This is a genomic window from Streptomyces sp. NBC_01716 (assembly GCF_036248275.1).
Lineage (GTDB): Bacteria > Actinomycetota > Actinomycetes > Streptomycetales > Streptomycetaceae > Streptomyces.
This window is the reverse complement of record NZ_CP109181.1, coordinates 3,348,715-3,370,163: the sequence shown is the minus strand read 5'-3', so window position 1 is coordinate 3,370,163 and position 21,449 is coordinate 3,348,715. Positions and strand designations below refer to the sequence as shown.

Here is a 21,449-nt window from a genome sequence, read left to right as displayed (position 1 = left end):
CGGGGGACAAGGACCAGGACTGACCGGGTGCGCCCTGAGCGTCCTCAGGCGCCCGGCGCGCCGCTGACCGCCGCGAACAGCACCACGGGCTCCTCCGCGTCCGGCTGCCCCACACCGACGGCGACCAGCCGCCCGCCCACCCGCCATGTCTGAAGGTCGCCGTAGTAGCCCAGGTCGAACAGGGCCGCGTGGAAGGGCGGCACCGGCTCCCCGGCCAGATGCCGGTCGCCGTCCTCCTCAAGGCCGACGGTCAGGTGTGCGCCCCACCGGGTGTCGAGGGCGAGGACGACGCCCCAGAGCTCGGTCTCGTACTCGTCGGTGACGGCCGCGTGGAGTTCGCCGTCCTCGTCCTCGTGGAAGTCGGGGCTGACCCGCAGCGCGACGATCGCGAAGTCCGCCCCCGCGCCGGACCGGCCCGGGTCCACGCCGTCCGGCCAGGGCGGGGCGTACGGCGCGGTGGCGAGCCGTTCGACGGCGGCGGTCCGCGCGTCGACCGCCGCCTTGAACGCGAGCGGGTCGCGTCCCGGTGCCCCGGCCCCCGAAGCCCCCGAGGTCACAGCTTCGGCCGGTCCGCCGGCGTGGGCAGCGGTTCCAGCACGCCCGCGTCGGCTAGCGTCTTGTGCGCCGCGAGCACCGCGTCCGTGGAAGGACCGATATTCAGTACGACTCCGCCGGGCCCGGCTGCCAGGCGTGGCGCGGCCAGGTCTGCGGGGACCCGCGCGGCCCGGTTCGCCGACACGAAGACGGCCCAGCCGCAGCGCGGGTGCGAGGCCCGCAGCCCGTACGCGGACTTCAGCGCGTTGAACAGCTCGCGGTCGTGCGCGCTCCCGGTGTCCGCGTCCCAGACGTCGGCCACGGCGGCCAGCGCCTCGGGGAGCCGGTCCGCGAGCGGCGCCGCGGCGCCCGGGGAGCCGGGGAAGAGCAGCAGCGTCGCGTTGAACGGGGTGTATCCGTCCGTACCGCCCGCCCCCACCTTGAGCTGCGCGTATCCGCCGTCCTGCCGCCTGGCCACGACGACACCCGTGCGGCCGATGATGTCCGCGTCGTCGTGCGGGTTGGCCGCCTCGATCGCCGCCGCGAAGGCGCCCACCTCATCCGGCACGGTCTCGCCGGGCGCGGCGCCGTCGGTGTCCCACCGCCACTCGGCCAGGTCGCCTCCCGACAGGTCCGTCAGCCGCCCCAGCAGGGCCAGCCAGTGCCCGGCCAGCTCCTGGGAGGACTCGGGCCTGGGTCCCCAGGACGCCTTCACGATGGTCTCGCTCGCCATGCTCGACACTCCCGCCACTCCGATCGTGCTCCTGCTTCCCGCTTCTCACTTCTTCCAGGGCGTGTGGACGACGTCCACGTCCACCCCGGCATCGTCGAACGCCTTCTGTGCGGCGTCGGCGGCCTGCTTGTTGGAGAAGTTCCATTCAACCGGCTTGCCGTTCGCCGCCCGCACCTGGCGCCGCGCCTGCTCGACCCACTTGGTGGCCTGTGCGGGTTCCAGAGTGCCATCCGGGCGGACCTTGCCCCCGTAGCCGAACTTCGCCTCCTTGTACTTCTGCCCGGCGGAGTCCCAGCCGTCGAAGTCCACGTCGCGGCCGGTGTCGGGGTCCTTCACCGAGTACTCCTTGCCGCGCTTCACCCCGGAGACCTGCTCCTGGAACCGCATCCAGCGCTCCATCGCCGGGTTGTACGCGACCGACTTCTTCGTCTTCCACTTGCCGTCACCGAGATCGGCGGAGCCCTTGCGGGGGTTCTTCAGATCGCCGTACCAGGACGGCTTCTTCCACTTGGAGACCGCCTTGCGGCCGGCCTCCTTCTGCGCTTCCTTCGCCGCTTCGGCGTCCTTCTTGGCCTGTTCGGCGGCGTCGATCTCCTCCTGGCTCGCGCCGTCGCACTTCTTCTCGAACGGCAGGAGTACGGGGACGCCGTTCGCCCGGTAGACCGCCACGGTCCGTCCGGCGGCGTTGACCCCGCCGCTGAGCGAGGGAGTCTTGGTACCGGACCCGCCGGACCCGCCGGACCCGCCCGGGAGCCGGCCGCCGATCGGGCCGGAGCTGATCACACAGCCCTTCTCGGCCAGCTCCTTCTCGGCGTCGTCGGCGTGCTGCTGGGCTTCCTTCGCCGCCTTGTCGGCCGCCTTGACGTCGCCCTTCTCCGCGGCCTTCCGGGCCCGCTCGGCGGCCTCCCTCGCCTTGTCGGCCGCCTTGCCCAGTTTCCCGAGCTTGCCCAGCTTGCCGATCTTGCCGAGTTTTCCGCCGACCTTCGCCGCGTTGTAGCCGGGGATGAAGATGGACCCGATGTTCCATACGACGTCGGTGACCGCCCGCGTCTTCTCACCGTTGTTCCACCGGTCGCGGACCTCGTCGCCGACGAAGATGTCGTCGCCGACCGAGACGACCGTGTTCACGGACGCGCCGCCCCAGTCGGTCAGCGCGTCGAGGTAGTCGCCCTTCGCCCACTTGTCGCCGGCGTCCTTGGCGTCCTCGGACCACTCGTCGCCCAGGTGGCTCCCGTAGTCCTTCAGCCCGTCCCATGTGCCGCCGGGGTCGGTGACCAGGTCCCAGACGCCGGTGACGTCGCCCCAGAAGCCGTCCACCGCCAGGCCCTTGGCGACCTGGCCGATCCGGTCGCCCGCGCAGGAGAAGAAGCCCCAGCCCCCGCAGTCCTCCTTCTCCTCCCCGCCGTCATCGCCGTCGTCGGCGGCGGCCTGGTCGTCCTCCCAGCCGGGTTCGTCGGCGGCGGCGTCGGTGCGGTCCTCGTCGGTCTCGACGCTCACGGGGACGGTGCCGCCGTTCTCGCCGTCCCGCGGATCGCCCGGGTCACCGGGGTTGCCGGGGTTTCCGGGATCGCCCTGGTCGCCGCCGGGTTCGTCCTGGCCGTCGCCCGCCTCGACCGAGTCGCCGTCGGCCGCGGGGCACGCCGCGCCCGTGATCGAACAGACCGCGGACTGGAGGCCGTTGGATATCTGCCCGCCGACGCCGCTCACCGTGAGTCCGACGATGATCGCCGCGACGAGGACGAACAGCCCGAGGTATTCGAGCGCCGTCTGGCCCCCGTCGCTGCGCCACTTGATGAACCGCGCGAACGAGAACCGCCGGTGCTCCGCCCGCCGTTCCCCATCGAGCCGGATCCACTCCCGGCTCTCGGGGCGGCTCAGGAAGACGAGGATCAGTATGGGCAGGAGGAGTTGGGTGAAGCCCTGGACCGAGCCCTCGGTGATGTTGGAGATGCCTCCGGCGATCAGCCACGCCTGTACGGCGAGCAGAGCCCGCCACTCCCACACACCGCCGGTCCACAGCCGCCGGGACAGCAGCCAGCCGGCCGTGCCGGGCGCCGCCGCCCATACGGTGAGGCCGATGAGCTCCGCGTCCATCGCGTCGGCGTCGGCGGCCGAGAGGAGCAGGCCGATCCCGCCCAGCACGGTGAAGCCGAAGAGCGCGTGGATCAACCACCGTGCGAACTGGAGCAGTTGGGGCATGTCGCGCCGCCCCGACGGATCCGGCGGTGTCCACCCGCCCTCGTATGTCGACGCTCCCCCGTAACCAGCCATTCCGAGCCCCCCAACCACCTTCACGAACCGCTGCGTTCAGGCGGCACACGCAGGCCGCCCCACAGCGGAGCTTATGTCCTGAACACGTCAGCAGGCATGGGCCCAGAGGACCAAAACCCTCTCAAATATGCTCTGGAGCAAGGGGGTTCGGGGTGATTGGCGAAGATCAGGGATGTGGGACTCCGGCCATGAACGGGCCGGAACTCACGCCTTCCCGGCCGGCCGGCCGAGCAGCATGGTCGGCGCGCCCGCGACCCGGGTGAGGAAGACCGTGGCCGAATTCCGGCCCTTGAGCTTCATCTTCCGCCGCAACTCCTCCGGTTCGACCGGCGAGCCGCGCTTCTTGACCGTCAGGATGCCGACCTCGCGCTCACGGAGCAGGGCCTTGAGCCGCTTGAGGCTGAACGGCAGCTCGTCGGTGATCTCGTACGCGGTCGCGTACGGCGTCGGGAGAACCTCGTCCGCCGTGATGTACGCGATCGTCTCGTCGATCAGCCCGCCGGCCAGCTCGTCGGCGGCCTCGGCGACCAGATGGGCGCGGATGACGGCGCCGTCCGGCTCGTACAGATAGCGGCCGACCGCCCTGACCTGAGGGTCCGGCAGCCCGCGCCCGGTGAGGGTGACTCCGGCCGGGAGCAGGGTGGCCCGCCGGGCGCCGGGCACGACCCGGCCGGGGGCGCCGGGGCCGCCGGGCGCGCTCGCGTCGTACCAGAGCACCGCCTCCTTCACGTCCCCGCCGTCGGAGATCCACTCGGCCTCGAAATCACCGGGGACCAGTTCGTGCGGGATGCCCGGCGCGATCTTGATGCCGCCGGCGCCGACCCGCCGTACCGCCTCGATCGCCCAGGACAGCGGCGGTGAGTACGCCTCCGGATCGAAGATCCGCCCCCGGCCGCCGCGCCTCGCCGGGTCGATGAACAGAGCGTCGGGAGCGGGCGCGGTGTGCGGGTCGTACGTCATGACGTCCGCGCACAGGACCGTCGGCGGCGGGGCGTCGGGCGCCAGCGTACGGACGTTGTGCGCGGCGATCTCGCAGGTCTCCGCAGAACGGTCGACGGCGGTCACGGCGAACCCCGCGCGGGCCAGCTCGATCGCGTCGCCGCCGATGCCGCAGCAGAGGTCGGTGATCCGCGCCGGGCCGGCGCCCGTGCGGCCCGCGCCCGTGGCGCCGATGGCGCGGAACCGGGCCGCGCGGTGGGCGGCGACCGAGGTGCGGGTGGCCTGTTCGACGCCGTCGGGCGTGAAGTACATGCGGTACGCGTCGCGCTCGCCGAACTTCGCGGTCGCGCGCTGGCGCAGCCGGGCCTGCGCGAGCGCCGACGAGACCAGCTCGGCGGGGTGGTCACGGCGCAGCCGGGTCGCCAGGGCCAGCTCCTGGGCGGGGTCGTAGTCGCGAAGGGCGGCGAGCAGGGCCTGGCCCTCCTCGGAGAGGAGCGGGGCCAGGGGTGCGGGGGTGCGGTCGTTCACCGGGTCATTGTGGGCCAGCCGGGCGACCGTCATCGCTCCCCGGCGGTGTCTGCCGGGTGCGTGGGCCGGGCGCTGACAGGATGCGACGCCATGCAACTAGTACGACAAAAGGACAATAAAGCCTCAGGGGCTAGGAAAAGGAACCCCGGCCGGCGGGTGCGCACCGCCGCCGCCGTACTCCTGATCGCCGCGCTCGGCACCGCCTGCGCGGGTGAGTCCGGCGACCGCGACGGCAGCGGCGGCGGCCGGAGCGGGGACGGTGGCGGCGGTGGTGGCGGACCCGTGGAGTCGGCCCCGGAGAAACCGGGCCGGGCCGGCCCCGCCCCGGGAGCCGGGGCCGGCAAGAAGGCCGACGCCGACGCCGACGCCGCCGCTGCCGTCAGGGCGCAGGCGGAAGCCCAGGCGCAGGCCCAGGCGAAGTCCCAGGCGCTGCGCGCCGTGGCCGCGAAGAAGTGGAAGCTCGCCAAGACCCCGCTCGCCGCACCCCCGCCGCCCGCGGCGAAGCCCCGGATCACCACCCGCAAGGGCTTCGAGGTCACGGGCGGCGCGACCCTGCCGCCGGTCTTCACCAGGGTCCCGACCAAGGAGAAGGTCGTCTTCCTGACGATCGACGACGGCGCCGAGAAGGACCCCGAACTGCTGCGGATGATGGGCGAGTTGAAGATCCCGTACAGCGCCTTCCTCAGCGACTACGTCATCAACGACAACTACGCCTATTTCAAGAAGATGCAGTCCCGCGGTGTCTCCCTGCACAACCACACCCTCACCCACCCCTACCTCCCCGGGCTCTCCTACAAGGAGCAGAAACGGGAGATCTGCGGCCAGCAGGAGAAGATCGAGAAGCGGTACGGGAAGCGGCCCGCGCTTTTCCGGCCGCCGTACGGCAACTACGACGCGCGCACCCTGCGCGCCGCCAAGTCCTGCGGCGTCAAGGCGGTTCCGCTGTGGTCGTCCGAGGCGTTCCCCGACCACATGGAGTGGCGCGAGTGGGACCGGGACCTGCACCCCGGCGACATCGTCCTCACGCATTTCCGCGGGAAGGAGGACTGGAAGGGCTCGATGCCCGACATGATCCGGCACGTCATGAAGACGATCACCGACAAGGGGTACGCGGTGGCGAAGCTGGAGGACTACGTCTGAGCCGGTTCACCGGCCCCTTCGGGCCCCGGAACGGGGGCCGGACGGCGGCGGCGCGCGGGGCCCGACTGGCACTCAGCTTGACCGAGTGCTAATCGCGGTCATAGTGTCATGTCTGGCACTCCCCACTGGAGAGTGCCAATGCGTGACAGGACAGGTCCGGCACCCGCGACGACGGATCGAGCCCGGTCGCGCCACCCAGACAGTTAACCCCGTGAGATCTCCGAAGGGGGAGGTCGGATCGTGACGACCGCCAGCACCAAGGTTGCCATCAAGCCGCTCGAGGACCGCATTGTGGTCCAGCCGCTCGACGCAGAGCAGACCACGGCCTCTGGCCTGGTTATTCCGGACACGGCCAAGGAGAAGCCCCAGGAGGGCGTCGTCCTGGCCGTCGGTCCGGGTCGCTTCGAGAACGGCGAGCGGCTTCCGCTCGACGTTTCCGTCGGCGACGTCGTTCTGTACAGCAAGTACGGCGGTACTGAGGTGAAGTACACGGGCGAGGAGTACCTCGTCCTCTCGGCTCGCGACGTGCTCGCGATCATCGAGAAGTAATTCCACAGTCCGCTGTGAGCTGCGCCCCTGGCCCCCGCATCGCCGGGCGGCCCGGGGCGTAGTTCGTTGTTCGTTCGAGAGGACAAGAGAAAGCTCCCATGGCGAAGATCCTGAAGTTCGACGAGGACGCCCGTCGCGCCCTTGAGCGCGGCGTCAACAAGCTTGCCGACACGGTGAAGGTGACGATCGGCCCCAAGGGCCGCAACGTCGTCATCGACAAGAAGTTCGGCGCGCCGACCATCACCAACGACGGTGTCACCATCGCCCGCGAGGTCGAGCTCGACGACCCGTACGAAAACCTCGGCGCCCAGCTCGTGAAGGAGGTGGCGACCAAGACCAACGACATCGCGGGTGACGGCACCACCACCGCCACCGTGCTGGCCCAGGCGCTGGTCCGCGAGGGCCTGCGCAACGTCGCCGCCGGCGCCTCCCCGGCCGCCCTGAAGAAGGGCATCGACGCGGCCGTCGCCGCCGTCTCCAAGGAGCTGCTGGACACGGCCCGTCCGATCGACGACAAGGCCGACATCGCCGCGGTCGCCGGGCTCTCCGCCCAGGACCCGCAGGTCGGCGAGCTCATCGCCGAGGCGATGGACAAGGTCGGCAAGGACGGTGTCATCACCGTCGAGGAGTCCAACACCTTCGGCCTGGAGCTGGAGTTCACCGAGGGCATGGCCTTCGACAAGGGCTACCTCTCGCCGTACATGGTGACCGACCAGGAGCGTATGGAGGCCGTCCTCGACGACCCGTACATCCTGATCAACCAGGGCAAGATCGGCTCCATCCAGGACATGCTCCCGCTGCTGGAGAAGGTCATCCAGGCGGGCGGCTCCCGGCCGCTGCTGATCATCGCCGAGGACGTCGAGGGCGAGGCGCTCTCCACCCTCGTCGTCAACAAGATCCGCGGCACGTTCAACGCCGTCGCGGTGAAGGCCCCCGGCTTCGGTGACCGCCGCAAGGCCATGCTCGGCGACATCGCCACCCTCACGGGCGCGACCGTCATCGCCGAGGAGGTCGGCCTCAAGCTCGACCAGGCCGGTCTCGACGTGCTGGGCACCGCCCGCCGCGTCACGGTCTCCAAGGACGACACCACGATCGTCGACGGCGGTGGCGAGAGCACCGAGGTCGCCGGCCGCGTCAACCAGATCAAGGCCGAGATCGAGGCCACGGACTCCGACTGGGACCGCGAGAAGCTCCAGGAGCGCCTCGCGAAGCTGGCCGGCGGCGTGTGCGTGATCAAGGTCGGCGCCGCGACCGAGGTCGAGCTCAAGGAGAAGAAGCACCGTCTGGAGGACGCCATCTCCGCGACCCGCGCCGCGGTCGAGGAGGGCATCGTCTCCGGTGGTGGCTCCGCCCTGGTGCACGCCGCCAAGGTGCTGGGCGACAACCTCGGCAAGACGGGCGACGAGGCCACCGGTGTCGCGGTCGTCCGCCGCGCCGTGGTCGAGCCGCTGCGCTGGATCGCCGAGAACGCCGGTCTTGAGGGCTACGTCATCACCGCGAAGGTCGCCGAGCTCGACAAGGGCCACGGCTTCAACGCATCGACCGGCGAGTACGTCGACCTGGTGAAGGCCGGCGTCAACGACCCGGTCAAGGTCACCCGTTCCGCGCTGGAGAACGCCGCTTCCATCGCCGCGCTGCTCCTCACGACCGAGACCCTGGTCGTCGAGAAGCCGGCCGAGGAAGAGGCCGACGCCGGCCAGGGCGGCCACGGTCACAGCCACTGAGCCCAGCGGCTCTCCGTGGTAGACGCGCCGAGGCCCGGCGCCCCTTCGGGGGTGCCGGGCCTCGGCGCGTTCCCGGGTACGGCTCAGGCCGAGTGCGGCAGCGCCGACGGATGTACGGGATCCTCGAACGGCAGCCCCTTCGCGTACCGCTCCACCTCGTCCAGCGCCTGATCCGTCATCCGGTGGACCTCTCCGCCCAGCGAGCCCGCGACATGCGGGGTCAGCAGCACGTTCGGCAGGTCGTACAACGGCGAGTCGGCCGACGGCGGTTCGGGATCCGTCACGTCGAGCACCGCGCTCAGCCGGCCGGAGACCAGCTGCGGCAGCAGCGCGTCCTCGTCGATCAGCGAGCCCCGCGCGGTGTTGATCAGCGTGGCCCCGTCGGGCATCGCCGCGAGCTGCGCGGCGCCGATCATCCGGTGGGTGGCCGGGACCTGCGGAGCGTGGACCGACACCACCTGGCTCCGCGCGCACAGCTCGATCAGCGCCATCTGCTCGACACCGAGAGCCTCGGCGGCGGCGGTGTCGATGTACGGGTCGTACAGCAGGACGTCGAGGTCGAACGGCCGCAGCAGCTCGATCACCCGGCGGCCGATCCGGGACGCGCCGACGATGCCGACCGTACGGCGGTAGTTGCCCGCCCCGCTCAGCTCCTGGTGCCAGTCGTGGGGGGCGCGCAGCTCCCGGTGGCGGTGGGCCGAGTGAAGGACCCGCTTGCCCGCGAAGAGGATCGCGGCCAGCGTGTACTCGGCGACGGGCTCGGCGTTGGCCGCCGCCGCCGATGTGACCGCGATGCCCCGCTCCCAGCAGGCGTCCGTGATGTGGTGCTTGACCGTTCCCGCCGCGTGTACGACGGCGCGCAGCCGCGGTGCGGCGTCGAGGACCTCGGCCGTCAGCGGTGGCGCGCCCCAGCAGGTGATCAGCAGTTCGGCGTCGGCGAGCGCGGCGGCGACGGCGGGGTCGAGACCGGGGCCGGTCAGGGTGTGGGCGACACGTCGCGGATCGGTGCGTACGAGGCTGGTCAGCCGGGAGAGATGAGCGGGGGAGAACAGCCGCTCCGCGATGCCCGGACCCATCGAGAGCAGCGCCGAAGGCCGATTGTCAGTGGCGTCGTGCATGGTGGAAGTCGCTCTCCTCGTGGGGTCGGCGTGGGTGGTACGGCGGGCCGGACCGGCGGGTCCCGCCGCTATCGCGGCCCGTACTTCCGTCCAGTCTTCGACGTCACCCCGCCGAGCAGCCCCCGCGGCGCCAGCTTCACCGCGCCCATCAGGGCCTTGTACCGCGGGTCCGGCACCGACACCGTCTTGCCACGCGCCAGATCGGTCAGCGCCGCGGTCACCAGTTTGTCGGCGTCCAGCCACATCCAGTTGGGGATCCTGTCCGTCCCCATCCCCGCCCGGTCGTGGAACTCCGTGCGCGTGAAGCCGGGGCAGAGCGCCATCAGCCGTACCCCGGTCCCCTCCAGGTCCCGCGCGGCGCCCTCCGTGAACTGCACGACCCATGCCTTCGACGCGCCGTACGTCCCGCGCGGCAGGAAAGCGGCCACCGACGACACGTTCACCACCCCGCCGCGCCCGCGCTCCCGCATTCCGACGACGGCCGCCGACGTCAGCCGCAGCACCGCCTCGCAGTGCACCTTCAGCATCGTCAGCTCGTCGGCCATCGACACGTCCAGGAACCGGCCCTTGTTCCCGAACCCCGCGTTGTTGACCAGCAGATCGACCGGGTGCTTGAGGTCGCCCAGACGCTCCTCGACCGCCGCGATCCCCAGGTCCGTGGAGAGATCGGCGGTCAGCACCTCGGCCTCGATGCCGTGCAGGTCGTGGAGTTCGGTCGCCTGGTGCTGAAGGCGCTCGGTGTCACGTGCGACCAGCACCAGATTGTGGCCGCTTCCCACCCCGCCGGAGGTCCCGCCCGCCGCCAGCCGCCGCGCGAACGCGGCGCCGATACCCGCTGTGGCGCCCGTAATCAAAGCAGTCGTCATAGGCGGCACGTTAGACGGTCGCGCGCCCGGCGCGAACGGCCGTCCGGTCACCGGAAGGCGCCCCCGCCCACCACCGGGCGCCCCCGGCACACCGCTTCCCGCCCTGTTGTCGTTTCCGGGAGTCACACCACCTCGGCGCTCTCGTCGGCGGTTCCGTCCGTCTGACCGGGGACCGTCGCGGCCCCGGCCGTCCCGTCGCCGTACCTCGCCACGTACTCCCGCGCGGTCCTCAACTCCTCGGTGTGCAGGGCCTCTCCGGCGGCCAGCACCCTCGGCAGCAGCTCGCGCTCGGTGGTCGCGGCCCGGAAGGCGAGAGCCACCGTCACCTCGTGCTCGGGCCGGTGCACGATCTCGACCGGGTCGCCCGCCCGGACCTCGCCGGGCACCACGACCCGGAAGTACGCCCCGGTGACCCCCTGCCGGGTGAACCGCCTGACCCACCCCTTCTCACCGAGCCGGCCCGCGAACGTACGGCACGGGACCCGCCCGCTCGTCGCCTCCAGCACCAGATCGGGGCCGACCCGCCAACGCTCGCCGATCAGCGTCCCGTTGAGATCGAGACCGGCTGTCGTGAGGTTCTCGCCGAAGCAGCCGTTGGCCAGCGGACGCCCCAACTCCCGCTCCCAGAAATCCAGATCCTCCCGCGCGTACACGTACACGGCCTGGTCGCTGCCGCCGTGATGGCGCAGATCGCACACCGTGTCCCCGACGAGACCGCTCGCGCCCGTGCCCTTGCGGCCGGGATCGCGCACCGCGACCGGGCCGTCCACCGGCTGCTTGTCGATACCGGTCGCGCCGCCGGGCGCGTCCGTGTACGCGACGGTCTTGGCACGTCCCACATTCACGGTCAGAACTCTCATGCCAGGAACGCTAACGCGCCGCCCCGGTCGGGGGCCTCCCAAATGTGCCGCCCCGAATTTCCCCGGGCCCCCAAGTTTCCCTTATGTTTGCGGGGTGATCGAAGCCCGTCATCTCCGTGTCCTGCGTGCCGTCGCCACCACCGGCTCGTTCTCCGCCGCGGCGCGGGAACTGGGCTGCACCCAGCCCGCCGTCAGCCAGCAGATGAAGGTCCTCGAAGCCTCGGTCGGTACGACCCTGCTGATCAGGACCAGCCGCGCGATGCGCCTCACCCAGGCCGGCGAAGTGCTCGTACGGCACGCGGCGGGCATCCTGTCCGGACTCACCGCCGCCGAGGAGGAGGTCGCCGCCATCGCGGGCCTGCGCGCCGGCCGGGTCCGGCTGGTCTCGTTCCCGAGCGGCAGCTCCACGCTCGTCCCCGCCGCACTGGCCGCCCTGCGCGCCGCGCACCCCGGCACCCGCGTCTCGCTCGTCGACGCGGAGCCGCCACGCTCCGTCGAGATGCTGCGCGACGGCGACTGCGACGTGGCGCTGGCGTTCCGTTACGGCTCCACCGGCGGCGCCGGGGAGTGGGACGACCTGGTCGTACGCCCGCTGCTGACCGACCGGCTGGTGGGGCTGCTCCCGGAGAAGCACCGGCTGGCCGGGGCCGCCGCCGTCTCCATCGCGGACCTCGCCGACGAGTCCTGGATCGCGGGCTGTCCGCGCTGCCGGCACCAACTGGTGGAAGCCTGCGCGAAGGCGGGCTTCACCCCCCGTATCGACTTCGCGACGGACGACTACCCCGCGGTGATCGGCCTGGTCGGGGCCGGACTCGGGGTCGCGTTCCTGCCGGAGCTGGCGATGGAGTCGGTGCTGCCGAAGGCCGCCCGTACGGTCACCGTCGACCCCGCGGTGCGGCGGGAGATCGTCGCGCTCACCCTGCCCGATCTGGCACGGGTCCCGGCGGTGGCGGCGACGCTGGATCAACTGGAACGGGCCGCTTCGCGCTGACGCCCTTCCCTTCCCCTCCCCCTGCCCCCGCTCCCGCCGTGACGGGAGCGCGGTGATCCGAGCCGCGCGCGGTGCGCGGTCGATGCGGAAGCGTCAGTGCAGAAACGTTTCTGCGTAATGTTTGTCGCAGGTCAGGCGCGCCCCGACCCGTTCGCCCCCGTGGTCGCGATCAACCGGGTGCGTGCGCGCCCCATCAGTTCTTCGCGTTCGTCCTCCGTCAGCCCGCCCCACACGCCGTACGGCTCCCGCACCGCCAGCGCGTGCGCCGCGCACTGCGCGCGGACCGGGCATCTCATGCACACCTCTTTGGCCGAGGTTTCGCGGGCGCTGCGGGCCGCGCCCCTCTCTCCCTCCGGGTGAAAGAACAGCGAACTGTCGACGCCGCGACAGGCCGCGAGGAGCTGCCAGTCCCACAGATCTGCGTTCGGTCCGGGAAGACGGGAGAAATCTGCCATTGCTCATGTCCCCTTGCATCCGTGGAGGCGGATATGGGTCGCCCGGGCGCGCGATGCACCCCGCGGCGCCGGGTATGAGCCCGACGCGCCGACCGCATCTCTTCACGACCGTACATCTCCTGTGTAAGTAGATGTAAATATGACTCATTGGGAATCTAGCCACAGACACCAGCAAAAGCGAAGAAAAGCCGCTAAATGGGGCATGGCTCAGCGTGATCGAGCGGTGACCTGCGAGGCTCTGCTCTGTGCGCGCCTCCTCACGTAGAGTGCCGAGGGCGATTTCGGACCCGTAACTCTTTCGAGTGACCGTCGTTGAGTGTGCGAGGCGGTTGAAGGAAGAAGCGATCGGGCACATGTCCGATGGCGTCAATCGCACAGGTGACCACATGTACTCAGCCTGGAGGCTCAAGGTGACGCGCATCAGCTGCGGAGGGCGGCCATGACATCCGTCCTCGTCTGTGACGACTCCCCGCTTGCCCGAGAGGCGCTGCGCCGCGCGGTTGCGACCGTGCCCGGCGTCGAGCGCGTGACGACCGCGGCCAACGGTGAGGAAGTCCTCCGCCGCTGGGGCGCGGACCGCTCGGACCTGATTCTGATGGACGTGCGCATGCCCGGTCTGGGCGGCGTCGAGACCGTTCGCCGGCTGCTGTCCGCGGACCCGGGCGCCCGGATCATCATGCTCACGGTCGCCGAGGACCTGGACGGGGTCGCGCTCGCGGTCGCCGCCGGTGCCCGCGGCTATCTGCACAAGGACGCGTCCCGCGCGGAGCTGCGCGCGACGGTCACGCAGGCGCTCGCCGACCCGACGTGGCGGCTCGCCCCGCGCCGGCTCAGGTCGGCGGAGATGGGCGCGGCGCCCACGCTCACCGCGCGTGAGATCCAGGTGCTCGAAGGCATGAGCCACGGCCGGTCGAACGCGGAGATCGGGCGCGAGCTCTTCCTCTCGGAGGACACGGTCAAGACACACGCCCGGCGGCTGTTCAAGAAGCTCGGCGCATCGGACCGCGCGCACGCCGTGGCCCTCGGATTCCGCTGGGGTCTGGTCCGTTAGGCGCTGGTCGGAGGCGTCCGGGCGGCTCGTCCGGACAGTCGCGTAACCCCGTCTGCCCATGCGGCGGACGGGGCGGCGGAGAGGGTCACCGGTGCCCGTACGCCACAGTTTCCCGCCCGATGCCGCATCCTTGAGGTGTGGAGTTCCTCGGGGACGAGTCGGGCGAGCGGAAGGGGAGGGCGCAGGAGATGAGTTCCGGCGCACCTGCTCATAACGCTTCGGTGCACAACTATGAACGTGGTGCCACGGATCGGCAGCCTCCGAGGCACCATGGGCGGATGCGCGATGACGAGACCACGGTGATCGGTGCGCTCGTTCACCGTGCCGTCGAGGGGGACGGGCAGGCCACGCACGATCTTCTGGCCCATGTGCATCCCCTCGCGCTGCGCTACTGCCGCACGCGGCTCAACCGACTGCCCGGTGACGCACGCCACTTCGTGGAGGACCTCGCACAGGAGGTCTGCGTCGCCGTCCTCATGGCGCTCCCCCGCTACCGGGACACCGGCAGGCCCTTCGAGGCCTTCGTCTTCGCCATCGCCGCGCACAAGGTCGCGGATCTCCAGCGGGCCGCCATGCGGCACCCCGGCTCCACGGCGGTGCCCTCGGACGAGATGCCCGAGCGGCCCGACGACTCCCTCGGCCCGGAGGAGCGCGCGCTGCTCAGCAGCGACGCGGAGTGGGCGAAGAAGCTCCTCGCCAACCTCCCCGACAACCAGCGCGAACTGCTCGTCCTGCGGGTCGCCGTGGGGCTGACCGCCGAGGAGACCGGCCAGATGCTGGGGATGTCGCCCGGCGCCGTACGGGTCGCGCAGCACCGCGCGCTCAGCAGACTGCGCGCGCTCGCCGAGCAGTAGCCGCACCCGGCGGGCGGCCCCGGGCGCCTCCTGAGAGTGCGGGAGCGTGGAATGAGACGCCTCCGCTTCCCGTTAGCATGGACATCCGCACCGATCAAGGCCATTTGGGGAAGGTGTCATGACTGCAAACGTCGACGGAGTGCCTGAGAAGTTCGCGACGCTCGGGCTGACATACGACGACGTGCTGCTGCTGCCCGGCGCTTCGGAGGTCCTGCCGAACGAGGTGGACACCACGTCCCTGGTCTCCCGGAACGTCAGGGTGAACCTGCCCCTGCTCTCCGCCGCGATGGACAAGGTCACCGAGGCCCGGATGGCGATCGCCATGGCGCGGCAGGGCGGCGTGGGCGTGCTGCACCGCAATCTCTCCATCGCCGACCAGGCCAACCAGGTCGACCTCGTGAAGCGCTCCGAGTCCGGCATGGTCACCGACCCGATCACGGTCGGCCCCGACGCGACGCTCGCGGAGGCCGACGAGCTCTGCGCCAAGTTCCGGATCAGCGGCGTCCCGGTCACCGACGCCGCCGGCAAGCTCCTCGGCATCGTCACCAACCGTGACATGGCCTTCGAGTCGGACCGTGCGCGCCAGGTGCGCGAGGTCATGACGCCGATGCCGCTGGTCACCGGCAAGGTCGGCATCTCCGGTGTGGACGCCATGGAGCTGCTGCGCCGCCACAAGATCGAGAAGCTTCCGCTCGTCGACGACAAGGGCCTCCTCAAGGGCCTCATCACGGTCAAGGACTTCGTCAAGGCCGAGAAGTACCCGAACGCGGCGAAGGACGGCGAGGGCAGGCTGCTCGTCGGTGCGGCCGTCGGCGCCAGTCCCGAGGCGCTGGAGCGGTCCCAGGCGCTGGTCGCGGCCGGGGTGGACTTCCTGGTCGTGGACACCTCGCACGGTCACAACAGCAACGCGCTGAGCTGGATGTCCAAGATCAAGTCGAGCGTTCCGGTGGATGTCATCGGCGGGAACGTGGCGACCCGTGACGGCGCCCAGGCACTGATCGACGCGGGCGTGGACGGCGTGAAGGTCGGTGTCGGCCCCGGCTCGATCTGTACGACGCGTGTCGTCGCCGGCATCGGCGTCCCCCAGGTCACGGCGATCTACGAGGCCGCGGTGGTCTGCCAGGCGGCGGGCGTCCCGGTCATCGGCGACGGCGGCCTCCAGTACTCGGGCGACATCGGCAAGGCTCTCGCGGCCGGCGCTTCCACCGTGATGCTCGGCAGCCTGCTCGCGGGCTGCGAGGAGTCGCCGGGTGAGCTCCAGTTCATCAACGGCAAGCAGTTCAAGTCGTACCGCGGCATGGGGTCGCTGGGCGCGATGCAGTCGCGCGGTCAGGGCCGCTCGTATTCGAAGGACCGTTACTTCCAGGGCGAGGTGTCCGCGGACGACAAGCTGGTCCCCGAGGGCATCGAGGGCCAGGTGCCGTACCGCGGCCCCCTGAGCGCCGTGCTGCACCAACTGATCGGCGGCCTGCGGCAGACCATGGGATATGTGGGCGCGGCCTCCATCGACGAGATGGAGCGCAAGGGCCGGTTCGTCCGGATCACGGCCGCGGGTCTCAAGGAGAGCCACCCGCACGACATCCAGATGACGGTCGAGGCGCCGAACTACACCAGGCGCTGACGTCCGGCTCGTCGGTGAGGGGCGGTCCCGCGCGATTCGGGGCCGCCCCTCACGGGTGTGCCGGGGCGGGTCGGGGATACTGAAGCCGCAGACGCAGAGGAAAGGCCATACATCGTGACTGAGATCGAGATCGGCCGCGGCAAGCGCGGACGCCGCGCGTACGCCTTCGACGACATCGCCGTCGTCCCCAGCCGGCGCACCCGCGACCCGAAGGAGGTCTCGATCGCCTGGCAGATCGACGCCTACCGCTTCGAGCTGCCGTTCCTGGCCGCCCCCATGGACTCCGTGGTCTCGCCGAGCACGGCGATCCGCATCGGTGAACTGGGCGGTCTCGGCGTGCTCAACCTCGAAGGTCTGTGGACCCGTTACGAGGACCCGCAGCCGCTGCTGGACGAGATCGCCGAGCTGGACCGGGCGACCGCCAACCGCAGGCTCCAGGAGATCTACGCCGCGCCGATCCAGGAGGAGCTGATCGGCCGGCGCATCAAGGAGGTGCGCGACTCGGGCGTGGTCACGGCCGCCGCGCTGTCGCCGCAGCGAACCGCCCAGTTCTCCAAGGCGGTTGTCGACGCCGGGGTGGACATCTTCGTCATCCGGGGGACCACGGTCTCCGCCGAGCACGTGTCGGGCGCGGCCGAGCCGCTGAACCTGAAGCAGTTCATCTACGAGCTGGACGTCCCGGTCATCGTCGGCGGCTGCGCGACCTACACCGCCTCGCTGCACCTGATGCGGACCGGCGCGGCCGGTGTGCTCGTGGGCTTCGGCGGCGGGGCCGCGCACACCACCCGTAACGTGCTGGGCATCCAGGTGCCGATGGCGACCGCCGTCGCCGACGTGGCCGCGGCGCGGCGCGACTACATGGACGAGTCCGGCGGGCGGTACGTGCACGTGATCGCCGACGGCGGCGTGGGCTGGTCCGGCGACCTGCCCAAGGCCGTCGCGTGCGGCGCGGACGCGGTGATGATGGGCTCCCCGCTGGCGCGCGCGAGCGACGCGCCGGGCAAGGGACGCCACTGGGGCATGGAGGCGGTCCACGAGGACGTGCCGCGCGGCAAGCTGGTGGATCTGGGCGTCGTCGGCACGACGGAGGAGGTCCTGACGGGCCCGTCGCACAGTCCGGACGGCTCGATGAACTTCTTCGGCGCGCTCAAGAGGGCGATGGCGACGACCGGTTACAGCGAACTCAAGGAGTTCCAGCGCGTCGAGGTGACGGTCGCGGACTCGCAGCACAGCCGCTGAACGTACGAAGGTGCCCCGGACCGTACGCGGTCCGGGGCACCTTCGTGTGCGCGGGGCGGCAACCGCCCCGCGATCAGGCCTTCTTGGCCGCCGAGACGGCCGCGAACGCGGCAAGGGCGAAGAAGAGGAACGTCATCGCTTCCTTGCCCTGGTTCCACGCTTCGGTAAGGAGGCTGAAGTGGTCGAAGAGCATCTCTGTCGTCGAAAGACCCAGCTCCTCGGCCCCGATGATCGCGATGCCGAAGATCTGGCCGAGGTAGACGGCGGCCAGGGCGAACACGGCGCTGGCGACGGCGAGGATCGGGTTGCGGCCACCGACCTTGCCCGCGACCAGACCGATGACGAAGCCGACAGCGATGGCGGCGAAGCCGATCTCGCTCTCGATCGCACCGGCGATGCCGCCGTAGATCGCGGCGGCGGCGATCGCGGTGACGGCCGCCGCTCCCAGCCCGAGGCCCACGTTGTCGCGGACCGGCGGGGCCGGCGCGAAGGGGTTGCCGGGGCCGGGCGGGACGGGGCCGCCGGCGAACGGGTTTCCGGGCGGCTGGAATGACTGGCTCATGAAGAATCCCCCAAGGAAAGCTCGCACCGTTGTGCGAGCGCCCTGGACCATAGCAGGCGGGTACGACACCGCCCCAGGCAATTGCCCGGTCCTGGAAGGTGGGTGGGCCGCCGTCTCAGAGCCGGTGCGCGGCGCCCGCCGGGCTCGCTCCCCGGGTGTCGAGCAGCAACTGCGCCTTCACGGCGAGGCCTTGGAGGTCGTACGTACGGTGGTGCTGGAGCAGCACCGTCAGATCGGCCTGCGCCGCGGCCTCGTAAAGAGAGTCGGCGCGCGGGACGGGCAGATCGCGTACGCGCCAGTCGTGGACGTACGGGTCGTGGTAGCTGACGGTCGCGCCCAGGTCCATCAGCCGGCAGGCGATCTCGGTGGCCGGTGAGCTCTCCTGGTCGGCGTGGTCCTGCTTGTAGGTGACGCCGAGCAGCAGGACGCGGGCGCCCCGCGCGGACTTGCCGTGCTCGTTGAGGAGCGTGGCGCAGCGCTGGATGACGTACTGCGGCATGCGCGTGTTGATCTCCTGGGCGAGGCCGACCATGCGCAGCGGGTGGCCGGGGGTGCGGCCCGCGTGCGGCAGATAGCTGGGGTCCATGGGGACGCCGTGGCCGCCCACGCCGGGGCCGGGGCGGAAGGCCTGGAAGCCGAACGGCTTGGTCTCGGCGCACCGGATGACGTCCCAGAGGTCGACGCCGAGGTCGTGGCAGAGCACGGCCATCTCGTTGACCAGGGCGATGTTGACGTGTCTGAAGTTGGTTTCGAGGAGCTTGACGGTCTCGGCCTCGCGCGGACCGCGCGCGCGGACCACCTTGTCGGTGAGGCGTCCGTAGAAGGTGGCGGCCGATTCGGTGCAGGCCGGGGTGAGTCCGCCGATCACCTTGGGGGTGTTGGTGAGGCCGTGGGTGCGGTGGCCGGGGTCGAGACGGCCGGGGGAGTACGCGAGGTGGAAGTCGCGTCCGGCGCGCAGGCCCGAGCCCTCTTCCAGGATCGTGCGCAGGAACCCCTCCGTGGTGCCGGGGCCCGCCGGTGATTCGAGGAGCACGGTGGTGTGCGGGCGCAGCCGGGCGGCCAGGGCGCGCGCGGCCTCGCCGACGGCGGTGAGGTCCAGCGTGCGGTCGGGCCCGAGAGGGGTGGGCGCGCAGATGACGGCGGTACGGACCCGGCCCAGTTCGGTCGGGTTGGTGGTGGGCCGGAAGCCGCCGGAGAGCATACGGCGCACGTCGGAGGCGGTGAGTGAGCCGTCGACCGGGGTGCGGCCCGCCGCCAGTTCGGCGACGGGCCGTGGATCGGAGTCGTAGCCGATGGTCTCGATGCCGGCGGCCACGGCGGCCTGGGCGAGGGGGAGGCCGAGATGGCCGAGTCCGATGACGGCGAGGTCTGCGGGCATGTGGGCCGTCCTTTCCCTTAACCGGAGGAGACAGAGGGCGCAACCCCTGTGGACAGAACGAGCGAGTGCAATGTCAGACTAGGCGTAAATATGACCGATATGCGTCATTACATGGCCGGACATTGAGTGACATGTCTGCCGATTTATCGGGTCCGATCCGATCTTCAGCCGGTGTTGTCCACAGGCGGTGGCTGAAGTCGGTGAGGGCGGACAGAATCGAAGAGCCCGAACAACACGGGGGGCGAGGGAGGCAGCGGTGAGGACAGCGACACTGGGACCGGAGGAGCGCGCCACGGCTCTGGCGGAGATGGCCGAGCGTGAACTGGACGTGTTGGTCGTGGGCGCGGGCGTGGTCGGTGCCGGGACCGCGCTCGACGCCGTGACCCGCGGGCTCTCGACCGGGCTCGTCGAGGCACGCGACTGGGCTTCGGGCACGTCGAGCCGGTCGAGCAAGCTGATCCACGGGGGCCTGCGCTATCTGGAGATGCTCGACTTCGGCCTCGTCAGGGAGGCGCTCAAGGAGCGCGGCCTGCTGCTGGAGCGGCTGGCCCCGCATCTGGTGAAGCCGGTGCCGTTCCTCTACCCGTTGCGGCACAAGGGATGGGAGAGGTTCTACGCCGGATCGGGCGTCGCGCTGTACGACGCGATGTCGTTCTCCTCGGGCCACGGCAGGGGTCTGCCGACGCACCGGCATCTCTCCCGCCGCCGCGCGCTGCGCGTGGCGCCCGCGCTCAAGAAGGACGCGCTGGTGGGCGCGTTGCAGTACTACGACGCGCAGATGGACGACGCGCGCTATGTGGCCACCCTGGTGCGTACGGCCGCGAGCTACGGCGCGCATGTCGCGAGCAGGGCCCGTGTGGTCGGCTTTCTGCGCGAGGGCGAGCGGGTCGTCGGGGCCCGGGTGCGGGACGTGGACGGCGCCGGGGAGTACGAGATCCGGGCGAAGCAGATCGTCAACGCGACCGGGGTGTGGACCGACGACACCCAGGCGCTGATCGGCGAGCGCGGACAGTTCCACGTCCGGGCGTCGAAGGGCATTCATCTGGTCGTCCCCAAGGACCGTATCCACTCCTCGACCGGGCTGATCCTGCGGACCGAGAAGTCGGTGCTGTTCGTCATCCCGTGGGGCAGGCACTGGATCGTGGGCACCACCGACACCGACTGGGACCTCGACAAGGCGCACCCGGCGGCCTCCAGCGCGGACATCGACTATCTCCTCGAACACGTCAACTCGGTCCTCGCCGTACCGCTGACGCGTGACGACGTGGAAGGGGTGTACGCGGGGCTGCGCCCGCTGCTGGCCGGCGAGTCCGACGCGACGAGCAAGCTGTCGCGCGAGCACACGGTCGCGCACCCGGTGCCGGGGATGGTCGTCGTCGCGGGCGGCAAGTACACGACGTACCGGGTCATGGCCAAGGACGCGGTGGACGAGGCGGTGCACGGCCTCGACCAGCGGGTGGCGGACTGCGTGACGGAGGACATCCCGCTGCTCGGCGCCGAGGGCTACCGCGCCCTGTGGAACGCGCGGGCGGGGATCGCCGCGCGGACCGGCCTCCATGTGGTGCGCGTGGAGCATCTGCTGAACCGGTACGGGGCGCTGGTCGAGGAGCTGCTGGAGCTGATCGCGGCCGACCCGGGGCTCGGCGAGCCGCTCGGCGCCGCCGAGGACTATCTGCGGGCCGAGATCGTGTACGCGGCGTCGCACGAGGGGGCGCGCCATCTGGACGACGTCCTGACGAGGCGGACGCGTATCTCGATCGAGACGTTCGACCGGGGGACGCGCTCCGCGCGGGAGTGCGCGGAGCTGATGGCGCCGGTGCTCGGCTGGGACACGGACCAGATCGACAAGGAGGTCGAGCACTACCGCAAGCGGGTGGAGGCGGAGCGCGAGTCGCAGCGGCAGCCGGACGACCTGACGGCGGACGCGGCGAGGCTCGGGGCGCCGGACATCGTGCCGCTGTGAGGCGCCCGGTTGCCCGGGGTTGTTCGGGTGCCCGCGTGTCCGGGTGCCCCGGGTCCCCCGGGTGACTTCCGGG

At 71.0% G+C, this 21,449-nt stretch carries 19 protein-coding genes; 9 read left to right on the top strand and 10 right to left on the bottom strand.

The features are described 5' to 3' along the window. Nucleotides 1-44: 44 nt before the first annotated feature. The 4 genes from OIE74_RS14535 to OIE74_RS14520 all read right to left on the bottom strand — a co-directional run bounded on the left by OIE74_RS14535 (nt 45) and on the right by OIE74_RS14520 (nt 5,038). Nucleotides 45-557, bottom strand: coding sequence for a hypothetical protein (locus OIE74_RS14535; protein WP_329382991.1), 513 nt, complete (start codon nt 555-557; stop codon nt 45-47). Continuing rightward, nucleotides 554-1,267 (bottom strand): hypothetical protein, encoded by a 714-nt coding sequence (locus tag OIE74_RS14530; protein WP_329382989.1) that lies wholly within the window; start codon nt 1,265-1,267, stop codon nt 554-556. Before OIE74_RS14530 ends, OIE74_RS14535 begins: the two co-directional genes overlap by 4 nt. Nucleotides 1,268-1,312: 45 nt before the next feature. Beyond that, complete coding sequence (locus OIE74_RS14525; protein WP_329382987.1) at nt 1,313-3,538, bottom strand: Tox-REase-5 domain-containing protein; 2,226 nt, start codon at nt 3,536-3,538, stop codon at nt 1,313-1,315. A gap of 204 nt (nt 3,539-3,742) precedes the next feature. Next, the gene (locus OIE74_RS14520; RefSeq protein WP_329382984.1) at nt 3,743-5,038 is read right to left on the bottom strand and encodes a class I SAM-dependent methyltransferase; all 1,296 of its coding nucleotides are present in this window, start codon (nt 5,036-5,038) and stop codon (nt 3,743-3,745) included. 57 nt (nt 5,039-5,095) lie between these two features. Here OIE74_RS14520 and OIE74_RS14515 point away from each other — a divergent pair, with 57 nt between their 5' ends. The 3 genes from OIE74_RS14515 to groL all read left to right on the top strand — a co-directional run bounded on the left by OIE74_RS14515 (nt 5,096) and on the right by groL (nt 8,418). Then, nucleotides 5,096-6,145 carry a polysaccharide deacetylase family protein gene (locus OIE74_RS14515; protein ID WP_443076113.1) on the top strand — a complete coding sequence of 350 codons (1,050 nt, stop codon included), beginning with the start codon at nt 5,096-5,098 and terminating at the stop codon, nt 6,143-6,145. Between the two features lie 240 nt (nt 6,146-6,385). Further along, on the top strand, nt 6,386-6,694 hold the full coding sequence (gene groES / locus OIE74_RS14510; RefSeq protein WP_189107608.1) for a co-chaperone GroES: 309 nt from the start codon (nt 6,386-6,388) through the stop codon (nt 6,692-6,694). A 98-nt stretch (nt 6,695-6,792) separates the two neighbouring features. Continuing rightward, the gene (gene groL, locus OIE74_RS14505) at nt 6,793-8,418 is read left to right on the top strand and encodes a chaperonin GroEL (protein ID WP_329382978.1); all 1,626 of its coding nucleotides are present in this window, start codon (nt 6,793-6,795) and stop codon (nt 8,416-8,418) included. A gap of 83 nt (nt 8,419-8,501) precedes the next feature. Here groL and OIE74_RS14500 read toward each other — a convergent pair whose 3' ends face one another. The 3 genes from OIE74_RS14500 to OIE74_RS14490 all read right to left on the bottom strand — a co-directional run bounded on the left by OIE74_RS14500 (nt 8,502) and on the right by OIE74_RS14490 (nt 11,262). Further along, on the bottom strand, nt 8,502-9,536 hold the full coding sequence (locus tag OIE74_RS14500; RefSeq protein ID WP_329382975.1) for a hydroxyacid dehydrogenase: 1,035 nt from the start codon (nt 9,534-9,536) through the stop codon (nt 8,502-8,504). A gap of 68 nt (nt 9,537-9,604) precedes the next feature. After that, entirely contained in the window at nt 9,605-10,402 is a 798-nt protein-coding gene (locus OIE74_RS14495; RefSeq protein ID WP_329382972.1) for an SDR family NAD(P)-dependent oxidoreductase, read from the bottom strand. Nucleotides 10,403-10,524: 122 nt separating this feature from the next. After that, complete coding sequence (locus tag OIE74_RS14490) at nt 10,525-11,262, bottom strand: MOSC domain-containing protein (RefSeq protein ID WP_329382969.1); 738 nt, start codon at nt 11,260-11,262, stop codon at nt 10,525-10,527. A 94-nt stretch (nt 11,263-11,356) separates the two neighbouring features. On the opposite strand from OIE74_RS14490, the gene OIE74_RS14485 reads away from it, so the two are divergent. Next, nucleotides 11,357-12,253 carry a LysR family transcriptional regulator gene (locus tag OIE74_RS14485; protein WP_329382966.1) on the top strand — a complete coding sequence of 299 codons (897 nt, stop codon included), beginning with the start codon at nt 11,357-11,359 and terminating at the stop codon, nt 12,251-12,253. A gap of 131 nt (nt 12,254-12,384) precedes the next feature. On the opposite strand, the gene OIE74_RS14480 is transcribed toward OIE74_RS14485, so the two are convergent. Beyond that, nucleotides 12,385-12,708, bottom strand: coding sequence for a WhiB family transcriptional regulator (locus tag OIE74_RS14480; protein ID WP_329382964.1), 324 nt, complete (start codon nt 12,706-12,708; stop codon nt 12,385-12,387). Between the two features lie 439 nt (nt 12,709-13,147). Here OIE74_RS14480 and OIE74_RS14475 point away from each other — a divergent pair, with 439 nt between their 5' ends. The 4 genes from OIE74_RS14475 (at nt 13,148) to OIE74_RS14460 (ending at nt 17,473) form a co-directional block, all read left to right on the top strand. Next, complete coding sequence (locus tag OIE74_RS14475; RefSeq protein ID WP_003948568.1) at nt 13,148-13,759, top strand: response regulator transcription factor; 612 nt, start codon at nt 13,148-13,150, stop codon at nt 13,757-13,759. Between the two features lie 278 nt (nt 13,760-14,037). Then, nucleotides 14,038-14,613, top strand: a complete 576-nt coding sequence (locus OIE74_RS14470; RefSeq protein ID WP_189107598.1) for a sigma-70 family RNA polymerase sigma factor — start codon at nt 14,038-14,040, stop codon at nt 14,611-14,613. A 118-nt stretch (nt 14,614-14,731) separates the two neighbouring features. Beyond that, nucleotides 14,732-16,234: an IMP dehydrogenase gene (guaB, locus tag OIE74_RS14465; protein ID WP_329382958.1), complete on the top strand. Its 1,503-nt coding sequence runs from the start codon at nt 14,732-14,734 to the stop codon at nt 16,232-16,234. A 114-nt stretch (nt 16,235-16,348) separates the two neighbouring features. Beyond that, on the top strand, nt 16,349-17,473 hold the full coding sequence (locus OIE74_RS14460; protein ID WP_329382954.1) for a GuaB3 family IMP dehydrogenase-related protein: 1,125 nt from the start codon (nt 16,349-16,351) through the stop codon (nt 17,471-17,473). 73 nt (nt 17,474-17,546) lie between these two features. Here the strand turns inward: OIE74_RS14460 and OIE74_RS14455 are convergent, their stop codons facing one another. Both OIE74_RS14455 and OIE74_RS14450 read right to left on the bottom strand, forming a co-directional pair. Next, the gene (locus OIE74_RS14455) at nt 17,547-18,035 is read right to left on the bottom strand and encodes a hypothetical protein (RefSeq protein ID WP_329382952.1); all 489 of its coding nucleotides are present in this window, start codon (nt 18,033-18,035) and stop codon (nt 17,547-17,549) included. 115 nt (nt 18,036-18,150) lie between these two features. After that, the gene (locus OIE74_RS14450; protein WP_329382949.1) at nt 18,151-19,413 is read right to left on the bottom strand and encodes a nucleotide sugar dehydrogenase; all 1,263 of its coding nucleotides are present in this window, start codon (nt 19,411-19,413) and stop codon (nt 18,151-18,153) included. A 256-nt stretch (nt 19,414-19,669) separates the two neighbouring features. Here OIE74_RS14450 and OIE74_RS14445 point away from each other — a divergent pair, with 256 nt between their 5' ends. Continuing rightward, a complete protein-coding gene (locus OIE74_RS14445) occupies nt 19,670-21,376 on the top strand; it encodes a glycerol-3-phosphate dehydrogenase/oxidase (protein ID WP_329382947.1) in 1,707 nt (568 codons plus the stop codon). Nucleotides 21,377-21,449 lie beyond the last annotated feature (73 nt).

What these genes read in the sequence shown, in the direction of transcription:
- OIE74_RS14530 (WP_329382989.1), bottom strand. Translation starts at nt 1,267, where the DNA reads ATGGCGAGCGAGACCATCGTGAAGGCGTCCTGGGGACCCAGGCCCGAG.
- OIE74_RS14525 (WP_329382987.1), bottom strand. Translation starts at nt 3,538, where the DNA reads ATGGCTGGTTACGGGGGAGCGTCGACATACGAGGGCGGGTGGACACCG.
- OIE74_RS14520 (WP_329382984.1), bottom strand. Translation starts at nt 5,038, where the DNA reads ATGACGGTCGCCCGGCTGGCCCACAATGACCCGGTGAACGACCGCACC.
- OIE74_RS14515 (WP_443076113.1), top strand. Translation starts at nt 5,096, where the DNA reads ATGCAACTAGTACGACAAAAGGACAATAAAGCCTCAGGGGCTAGGAAA.
- groL (WP_329382978.1), top strand. Translation starts at nt 6,793, where the DNA reads ATGGCGAAGATCCTGAAGTTCGACGAGGACGCCCGTCGCGCCCTTGAG.
- OIE74_RS14500 (WP_329382975.1), bottom strand. Translation starts at nt 9,536, where the DNA reads ATGCACGACGCCACTGACAATCGGCCTTCGGCGCTGCTCTCGATGGGT.
- OIE74_RS14495 (WP_329382972.1), bottom strand. Translation starts at nt 10,402, where the DNA reads ATGACGACTGCTTTGATTACGGGCGCCACAGCGGGTATCGGCGCCGCG.
- OIE74_RS14490 (WP_329382969.1), bottom strand. Translation starts at nt 11,262, where the DNA reads ATGAGAGTTCTGACCGTGAATGTGGGACGTGCCAAGACCGTCGCGTAC.
- OIE74_RS14480 (WP_329382964.1), bottom strand. Translation starts at nt 12,708, where the DNA reads ATGGCAGATTTCTCCCGTCTTCCCGGACCGAACGCAGATCTGTGGGAC.
- OIE74_RS14475 (WP_003948568.1), top strand. Translation starts at nt 13,148, where the DNA reads ATGACATCCGTCCTCGTCTGTGACGACTCCCCGCTTGCCCGAGAGGCG.
- OIE74_RS14470 (WP_189107598.1), top strand. Translation starts at nt 14,038, where the DNA reads ATGCGCGATGACGAGACCACGGTGATCGGTGCGCTCGTTCACCGTGCC.
- guaB (WP_329382958.1), top strand. Translation starts at nt 14,732, where the DNA reads ATGACTGCAAACGTCGACGGAGTGCCTGAGAAGTTCGCGACGCTCGGG.
- OIE74_RS14455 (WP_329382952.1), bottom strand. Translation starts at nt 18,035, where the DNA reads ATGAGCCAGTCATTCCAGCCGCCCGGAAACCCGTTCGCCGGCGGCCCC.
- OIE74_RS14450 (WP_329382949.1), bottom strand. Translation starts at nt 19,413, where the DNA reads ATGCCCGCAGACCTCGCCGTCATCGGACTCGGCCATCTCGGCCTCCCC.